This window comes from Ruegeria sp. AN6 (assembly GCF_056540425.1).
Genome location: NZ_JBQFWR010000027.1, coordinates 26173 through 34504, shown reverse-complemented (window position 1 = coordinate 34504; position 8332 = coordinate 26173). Strand labels below are relative to the sequence as shown.

General features: G+C 57.1%; 7 protein-coding genes. 3 read left to right on the top strand and 4 right to left on the bottom strand.

Annotated elements, in window-relative coordinates; all coding sequences use genetic code 11:
• Positions 1-103 precede the first annotated feature (103 nt).
• The gene (terL, locus tag ACR0MQ_RS22130; RefSeq protein WP_480610961.1) at positions 104-1513 is read left to right on the top strand and encodes a phage terminase large subunit; all 1410 of its coding nucleotides are present in this window, start codon (positions 104-106) and stop codon (positions 1511-1513) included.
• A gap of 216 nt (positions 1514-1729) precedes the next feature.
• Here the strand turns inward: terL and ACR0MQ_RS22125 are convergent, their stop codons facing one another.
• The 4 genes from ACR0MQ_RS22125 to ACR0MQ_RS22110 are packed head-to-tail and all read right to left on the bottom strand — an operon-like array spanning position 1730 to position 5652.
• Complete coding sequence (locus ACR0MQ_RS22125; protein ID WP_480610958.1) at positions 1730-2332, bottom strand: amino acid synthesis family protein; 603 nt, start codon at positions 2330-2332, stop codon at positions 1730-1732.
• A 13-nt stretch (positions 2333-2345) separates the two neighbouring features.
• The gene (locus ACR0MQ_RS22120; RefSeq protein ID WP_480610955.1) at positions 2346-4454 is read right to left on the bottom strand and encodes a CoA transferase; all 2109 of its coding nucleotides are present in this window, start codon (positions 4452-4454) and stop codon (positions 2346-2348) included.
• The gene (locus ACR0MQ_RS22115; RefSeq protein WP_480610952.1) at positions 4451-5251 is read right to left on the bottom strand and encodes an alpha/beta fold hydrolase; all 801 of its coding nucleotides are present in this window, start codon (positions 5249-5251) and stop codon (positions 4451-4453) included. The genes ACR0MQ_RS22120 and ACR0MQ_RS22115 overlap by 4 nt, the downstream gene beginning before the upstream one ends.
• Entirely contained in the window at positions 5251-5652 is a 402-nt protein-coding gene (locus tag ACR0MQ_RS22110) for a RidA family protein (protein WP_058280324.1), read from the bottom strand. The genes ACR0MQ_RS22115 and ACR0MQ_RS22110 overlap by 1 nt, the downstream gene beginning before the upstream one ends.
• Positions 5653-5795: 143 nt before the next feature.
• Between ACR0MQ_RS22110 and ACR0MQ_RS22105 the strand changes: the two genes are divergently transcribed.
• Positions 5796-7277 carry an aldehyde dehydrogenase gene (locus ACR0MQ_RS22105; protein ID WP_480610949.1) on the top strand — a complete coding sequence of 494 codons (1482 nt, stop codon included), beginning with the start codon at positions 5796-5798 and terminating at the stop codon, positions 7275-7277.
• An 11-nt stretch (positions 7278-7288) separates the two neighbouring features.
• Positions 7289-8329 (top strand): LLM class flavin-dependent oxidoreductase, encoded by a 1041-nt coding sequence (locus tag ACR0MQ_RS22100; RefSeq protein ID WP_480610946.1) that lies wholly within the window; start codon positions 7289-7291, stop codon positions 8327-8329.
• Positions 8330-8332: the final 3 nt, after the last annotated feature.

The window sequence follows — 8332 nt, the reverse complement described above, 5'->3', positions numbered from 1 at the left end:
ATGACAGATGCCCAAAGGTATTCCTCTCGGCTATCGCTCTAGCAGCTACCGTGCTGTTCTGGCTGTAAATCAATGAGTCTGGAGCCTAGGAAGGAGGCATCAGATGAAAATTTCTGATGACGATGTCCGGAAAGTTTACGGCAACAGCCTCTACGCTTTCGTGCGCCGTAGCTTTCCAATTCTCAACCACGGGGAGGAGTTCATCGACGGTCTATACCTCAGGGCGCTTTGTCACGTGCTTGAAAAGGTCGCGACAGGCAAAACAAAACGGCTGATCATCACGCTGCCACCGCGCTTCATGAAATCACAGGTTGCCAGTGTGACCTTTCCCGCCTGGCTTCTGGGCAGGAACCCTTCGGGAAAGGTTGTCTGCGCCAGTTACAGCAGCAACCTCGCAGAAGATTTTGGTCGGCAGACACGCGCCCTGATGCGTGCGGCCTTTTACCGCCATACCTTTCCGTGGACGTTGATTGATCCTTCAAAGACTGCAGCTGATGAGTTTCACACTACAAAAAAAGGCCGCCGGATCGGCACGTCAGTTGGCGGTACGCTGACAGGAAAAGGCGGCAATATTCTGATCTATGATGATCTCATGAAGGCTGATGACGCATTGTCACTCGTCAAGCGCGACAATAGTCACACCTGGCTGCGAAATACCGCTGCGAGCCGGCTGAACAATCCAAAAGAGGGTGCCATTGTGATTATCGCCCAGAGGCTGCACGTGGATGATCTGATCGGGCGGCTGCTTCCACTTGGTGACTGGGAGGTTCTGAACCTGCCGGCGATCGCCACCGAGCCACAGGTCCTGCCCCTTGGTAACGGAGCTGTCTGGGAGAGGCAAATTGGAGATCTACTCCATGAAGAACGTGTCGACGCGGCGGAACTGGAGCGCATCCGCCGGGAGCTGGGGACGGCGGCATTCGAGGCACAGTATCAGCAGTCGCCTGTTCTGCCAGGTGGCAATCTGGTGAAAACGGAATGGTTCTGTTCCTATGACGGACCCCCGCGCCCCGGCCAGTATGAAGCGGTTGTGCAAAGCTGGGACACAGCTTCGGTTCCGGGCATCGACAACGATTATTCCGTTTGCACGACGTGGGGGTTGATCAACAACCACATCGACCTGCTTGACGTGCACAGGGCGCAATATGATTACCCGGATCTGGTGCGCGCGGCCCGCGCGCTACGTCAGAAATTCAAGCCTAGGCTGATCGTTGTCGAGAAAGCCGGCGTCGGTTTTGCGCTCGGGACCGATCTGCTGCGGGACGGTTTGCGAGACGTTCAGGGACTGGACGTCAAGGGCGACAAAGTAGAGCGCATGTCAGTTCAATGCGCAAAGATTGAGGCTGGATTCGTCCGCCTTCCGAAATCGTTGCCTTGGCTTGAAACTTATCTAAAGGAGATGGGTGAGTTCCCACAAGGCCGCTACGATGATCAGGTCGACAGTACGTCTCAAATACTCAGGACGCTGGACATGCGGCCGTGGCAGATAAGAGGTTTGTCGCGGTACAAGTAAACCGAAATGAGGTAGTCGCGCGATTGATCGCGCCGTAGCGTAGTGGTGCCCTGGAGCTAACAGATATCAAGGGCGATCTCGCAGCATTGTGTCGAGGAACAGCTGCTGGACGCACGAGCCGAACCGCAATCACAGAGTTCAAGGCAGTGGGGACTGCTCTTTAGGATCTGGTAACCGCATCTTTGATATACGGTAAGCGATACTTATCGAAACAAACTAAACCCCAGCCGGGTTCTCCACATCCCTTCCCAAGGCAGCGAGGTCTGAGTATCGGTCACCGATCCGGTGGTGCGGGCGACCACGGGTCGATGCCCCCAGTGCCACAACAAGTTCATCCACATCCGGCGCGTCGTAGATCGAGAACTGCACCGTCAGGTAATGCGACCGCCGCCCGGTATCATGTTTGTCCATCAGCGGGATCTGAATTTGGGTGTTCGCGGGCCCTCGAGTGTTTGTGAAACCGAGGTAGCTTTTTGCACCCACTGCCTCACGATAAAAATTTCCGTATTGCAGGGTGTGAATAAGCGCGGAGGCATGTTCAATCTCACAACTTGTCCCGGCGATACAGGCTTTTCCGTAGGCTTCTATCGCATCGCCCGACCCCGCCAGAGCTATCAGCCTGTTGGTGAGTATCTCTCCCAGAACCGGCGCCATGCGCTGAATCTCTGCCGAAAGATCATCGACAAAACCACGTCCTGCCCAAGGGTTTCTGACCACCGCTGCCACGCCGATCATGCGCAACACGGGTTCCGAAGGTCGGCCTCCTTCTGTGTGAATATCTTCATCAAAGGTGACTACCTTGCGCAATTCGGGGATCATTTTAGTTCTCCTGTCAAACGTGATAACTGTGGTGCCCGGACGGTGTGTGTACGACGCCTTCGACTTCAGTTCCGTGGTAAAAACCAAATGTACCGTGGCTGTTTTCCTGTGCGTAACGGCGCAACATCGAATTTTCAGCCCCGTCGCGTACGCGTTCCAGCGGCAAGTCGCCGAGATCAAAGTACTGCATGCCGTCAGGGGCCTGCCCGTGAACGCTACCGTGGTAGATGATCCGCTGCGTACCACTTTTGGATATTCGATAAACCGCATAAGGATGCGCCAGCTCTACACTCAAATCTCGGTTTGACAGATCGGTGATCAGCCCATCTGCAGAATTGTTATTTGCAGGAGCAACCGGCACTGTGATGTGCCCGCTTTTGTCGACGGCGAGTAGAACCTGATCTTCGTTGGCTAGTACCGCTCCGACGGTCACGCCACCTGCCGTAGCGGCCTCTGTCAGCGCACTGTTGAGCCCTAAATCGAAATAGGCACCGCGAAAGTAGCCCAGCGGATGTCCCTCGCGCGTCTCGAAATCCTCCACGCGGCCGATTAGGATCAGATGGTCGCCTGCATCGACCAATCGGTGTCGGGCACAGCTGAACCGGGCGAGCGCGCCGTCGATCGTAGGCATGTTCCGCGCGTCAGGTTGCCAGGCTGCAATATCGAATTTTTTGGCTGATTGAGACGCGAAAAGGCCCGAGATTTCTTTTTGGTCGTCCGCCAGGACGTTGACCGAGAAATGATCCGCCTGCAGGAAGGTTTCAAAGGACAAGGCCTGCTTACCGACACAAACCAGGAGTAGAGGTGGGTCGAGAGAAACGGAGGTAAATGAGTTCGCCGTGAACCCGCGCGGGGTCCCGTCCGGCTGCCGGGTAGTGACCACTGTCACACCGGTGGCAAAGCGCCCGAAGGCGTCGCGCAGCGCCTTCCCGGCTAAGGTTTCCGTCGACTCCGGTGGGGTCAATCCTTCCAGAATGCTATTGTGCTCACCTAGCGCAGGAGGGGTCGTCAGTGCACCTTGGTGGTGCCGACCGAACCGCAACGGGTTTGCTGCCACGATCCAAGGTTCATGTCCCGCATCCGGATGCGGGACCTTCGCCAGCATGCCGCGGCTGGCTACATGAGGGTCGGCCGCGATGTCCGAGATAGTGTTCATCGGGCCGAACGGGACCTGGCCACCCAGTGTTGCCGTCAATTGCTCCTTAGTCCGTTGTCGGGTCCAATCGCTTACGATTTTGTTGACTTCGGAAGCATGGTTGGCCCGGGCCGCCCTTGTGGAGAAGCGGTCATCTTTTCCAAGTGACGGTTGCCCCATCAGCCGTGTCAAAAGCTGCCAAAACGCATCATCGACAATACCAAGCGCGATGTGACCATCGGCTGCAGGGTAGAGGCCAAACGGGGAAAGGAATGGATGCCCGTTGCCTTCCGGTCCGGGCACCTCTCCTGTCACGTCATGCAAATACACCATTCTTTCGCAGAGCGAGATCATGGCATCATACATGGCCACATCCACAAACTGCCCTTTGCCTGTCGCTTCGGCCTCGCGCAGGGCGGCCATGATACCGAAAGCCATCATCATGCCGGTGAATATGTCACCCACCCCAGGTCCGGTCTTGGTGGGTGTGTCGGCTTTCGGTCCGGTGACGGACATCAGACCGCCCATGGCCTGCGCAACCACATCGTACGAAGGCCAGTGGGCATAGGGGCTTTGGCCTGTGCGCGGGTCGCCAAAGCCACGGATCGCGGCATAGACGAGCCGGGGGTTGTCGGCAGCAAGGCTTTCATAAGACAGGCCAAGGCGCTCCATCACGCCCGGGCGGAAATTCTCGACGATGACATCCGCCGTTGCCGCAAGTTCTCGAAAAGTCGCGCAGCCCTCGGGCGATTTCAGATCAAGCTGCACGCTTTTCTTGCCGCGGTTCAGACTTACAAAGTAGCCGGCCCAGGCATGATCCGGATCGTCTTGACGGAACGGTCCGTTGCCGCGGCTGGTGTCGCCATGCTTGCTTTCGATCTTGATCACCTCGGCCCCGTGATCCGCCAGATGCATTGTACAATAGGGACCTGAAAGCATCCGGCTCAAATCCAACACACGCAGGCCTTTGAGGATTTTGGTGCTCATGGCTTCAGATCCAGATTGTTGAGAAAGCTGCGGAGTAGCTTGTTCACTGCGTCCGGGTCTTCGGCAAGTGCCATATGCCGCAGTCCCGGGAGGATAAGTGCACTGCCCCCCGCAATCTCGCTTGCGATGGCAAAGGCCATGTCGGGCCCGTTGCCGAAATCCTCATCACCAGTAATCACCAGCGCAGGGCAAGAAATCGGCGGGCTTGGCGCAACAATTTCGTCGATACCATCGGCCAGCACGCGATAGATGGTGTGGTAAATTGCTTTGTCATTGGCTATGACCCAGTCACGAACCGTCTCCATCATACGAGGGTTGGACTGGCGGAACGCATCGGTGAACCACCGGTTCAGCGCAGCTTCGACCGTTGCCTTTGGTCCGTCCCGCCGTGCCTGTTCCACCCGTTTCAAGATTGCCTCTTGTGCGGCGTCGGTCCGTTTGTGAGGGGAATGAAGGATCACCAGAGCTGAAACCCGTTGCGGCACATCCTGAGCAAACCGACGCGCGATCATGCCACCCAACGAGAACCCTGCGATAACCGCGCTTTGGATGGCGCAGTGGTCCAGCAAGCTCTCTAGCTGGCGTGAAAACATTGAAAGGCTGGGGCGTTCGGGTGGCGGGGCACTTTGCCCATGACCATATAGATCATAGGTGAGAACGCGAAAGCGACCAGACAGTGCAGGGATCGTCCATTGCCAGCAATCCTGGTTCAGGCCCAGCCCATGGATCATTACCACAACAGGCGCACCTTCTTGTCCTGTCATTTTGAAATGGGTTCCGTCTGGTGTTATGGCCATCAGGATTGGTCCTTGAGGGGGCGATAGGCCACGACTTCGACCTCAACGCGGGCATCCACCAGAAGATCGCTGACCACAGCCGACCGGGTTGGAGGCTCAACTGGAAAATAGTCGGCGTAGACGGCGTTAAATCCAGGGAAATCGTTGCGCTCCCGCAGCCAGACCATGGCCTTGATGACATCGTCGCGGGTGCAGCCTGCCTCGGCCAGTGTCTTGGTGATGTCGTCCAAAACTGCGCGGGTCTGCTCTTCGACGGTGCCATCGGTCATAGGCACGCCGTCTCGCATAGGAATTTGCCCTGTCAGAAAAACGAAATCACCTGCCCGAATGGCGCGGGACAGCGACAGAACTCGTCCGCCAATTTCCAGTGGACCTCCGATAACCTGCTTTTTGCTACCCATTTCCAAGCCTCCCTTCGGAACAGCCTGCACCCATGATCGGATGCGAGACCCGGATTTTTCGACAGACTGCGTCGTATTTTCATAACCCTGAGGCGCGAAAGCAGACATGAATAGGGAGGCAACAATCAGGGGGGAGGCACGCCATGGCTGATGTCAAAAACTATCAGATGCTGATTGATGGCGACTGGGTCGACGCTGCGGATGGCGGTACTTTTGACAGCGTCAACCCAGCCAATGGTGAGGTCTGGAGCCGTGTACCAGAGGCAACCGAGGATGATATCAACCGCGCAGTCACCGCGGCGCACACTGCTTTTGTCGGCGGGCCGTGGGCGCGTATGACACCGACCGAGCGCGGCAAATGCCTGCGCAAGCTGGGCGATCTTCTGGCGGATCATTCCGAAGAGCTGGGACGAACTGAATCCATCGACACCGGCAAGATGCTCAAGGAAACGCGTTGGCAAGCCAAATACATTGCCGAGTTTTTCCACTTTTTTGCTGGGTGTGCGGATAAGGTAAGCGGCGAGACACTGCCCATCGACAAACCTGACATGTTTGTCTTTACCAAGCGCGAGCCTCTGGGCGTGGTTGCTGCCGTGGTGCCCTGGAATTCGCAATTGTTCCTTGTAGCGGTCAAGATCGGCCCGGCATTGGCTGCCGGGAATACGGTTGTTCTGAAAGCATCCGAACATGCCAGCGCGGCCATGCTGGAGTTTGGGCGACTTGTCGAAATGGCCGGTATCCCGCCTGGTGTGGTCAACATCGTAACGGGTCATGGTGAGCCCTGTGGACGGGCTTTGACCGGGCATCCTCTGGTGGCGCGCGTCTCTTTTACCGGTGGCCCAAATGCCGCGCGCCATGTGCTGGAAAACGTAAAACGCAACTTTGCCGAGGTCTCATTGGAACTGGGCGGCAAGTCGCCCTTCATTGTTTTTGATGACGCCAATATCGAAAGTGCAGTCAATGCCTCGATTGCCGGTATCTTTGGCGCGACAGGGCAAAGCTGCGTCGCCGGATCGCGGCTCTACTTGCACGAGGACATCGCGGATGAGTTTCTCGACAGGATGGTGGCGCAGGCGCAGCAGATACTCATTGGCGATCCACTGGCCGAGGAAACTCAGATGGGGCCGCTTTGCACCTCCGGACAGTTGGACCACATCCAACGCGAGGTTGCCTTCGCTCAGGAAGAGGGCGGCACAGTTCTGGTGGGGGGCAAGCAGCCGGAAGGCAAAGCAGGGCTATATTTCGAGCCAACCATCATCGACTGCCCACGGCAGGATCTGCGTATCGTAGATACAGAGCTTTTCGGCCCTGTACTTTGCGTCCAGCGTTTTAAGACCGAATCTGAGGTGCTGGAACTGGCCAACGATACCGAACATGGGCTGGCGGCGGGCATCTTTACCACCGACGGCGCGCGATCCTTGCGCATGTCAAATGCGGTGCGTGCCGGCATCGTCTGGGTGAACACCTACCGTGTTGTGTCGCCGATAGCGGAGTTTGGAGGCGTTAAAGGATCAGGCTATGGCCGCGAAAGCGGGTACCAGGCGATCTACGATTACACCCGACCCAAGACGGTCTGGATGAACACATCGGATGAGCCGATGGCGAACCCGTTTGTAATGCGCTGAGGGAGGTGAGCATGAAATTCCAACTTGCCGTAAACATGGAGCGGATCGACAACAGTCTGGATATGAAAGACGTCGCGCGCCACACTTTGGAGATGGTGCAGATCGCCGAAGATGGCGGTTTCGATATCGTCTGGTCCGCCGAACATCACGCGCTGGAAATGACCATTGCCCCGAACCCGTTTCAGTTGCTGACTTGGTGGTCGTCCGAGACCAGCCGGATCCGGCTTGGTACGGCAGTGGCCACTGCAGCCTACTGGCATCCGATCAACCTGGCGGGAGAGGCTGCCTTCACCGACCTGATCAGTGGAGGGCGGCTGGAGTTCGGCATCGGATCAGGGGCTTATCAGCGAGAGTTTGACCGCATGAAACCGGGCCTCAAGCAATCCGACGCCTGGCGCTACATGCAAGAAATGCTACCGGCCGTGCGCGCGCTTTGGCGCGGGGACTATGCGCATGACGGAGAGTTCTGGCAATTTCCAACCTCAACATCCGTTCCAAAACCGGTTCAGGCCGAGGTACCCGTCTGGGTCGCCGCACGATCACCAATCACCTACGACTATGCCATGCGCGAGCGCTGTCATGTGAATTGCTGGCCGTTGACCCGACCCTTTGCCGAAGCTGAACTATACAAGCGCCAGTTGGACGAAGCTATTGCCAAGGCAGACAATGGATGGCACCCCCGCTTCGCTTTGATGCGGCACGCCTGTGTCTACGACAAGGATTCTGATCGCGAACAAGCCCTCGCGGCCATTCGCAGATTGCTCTCACAATTCGAGAACCTATTCCGAAACGCTGGTGATGTCGTGAACGGTTTCCCCGCCCCGCTGTCGCTTGACGAGATCGAAGGGCGCGAGCAATACGATCCGCTGATGCTAGAGGAAAACCTCATGTTCGGAAATCCGGACACTATCATCACCAAGCTCAAGTGCTATGAGGCTTTGGGTGTCAACGAATTCATCTACTACGCGTCGATGGGGCTCGATCACGCGGCCCAGCAGCGATCCTTGCGCATGTTCTGCGACGAGGTCATGCCGGAATTCAAGGAGGGCTGAAGC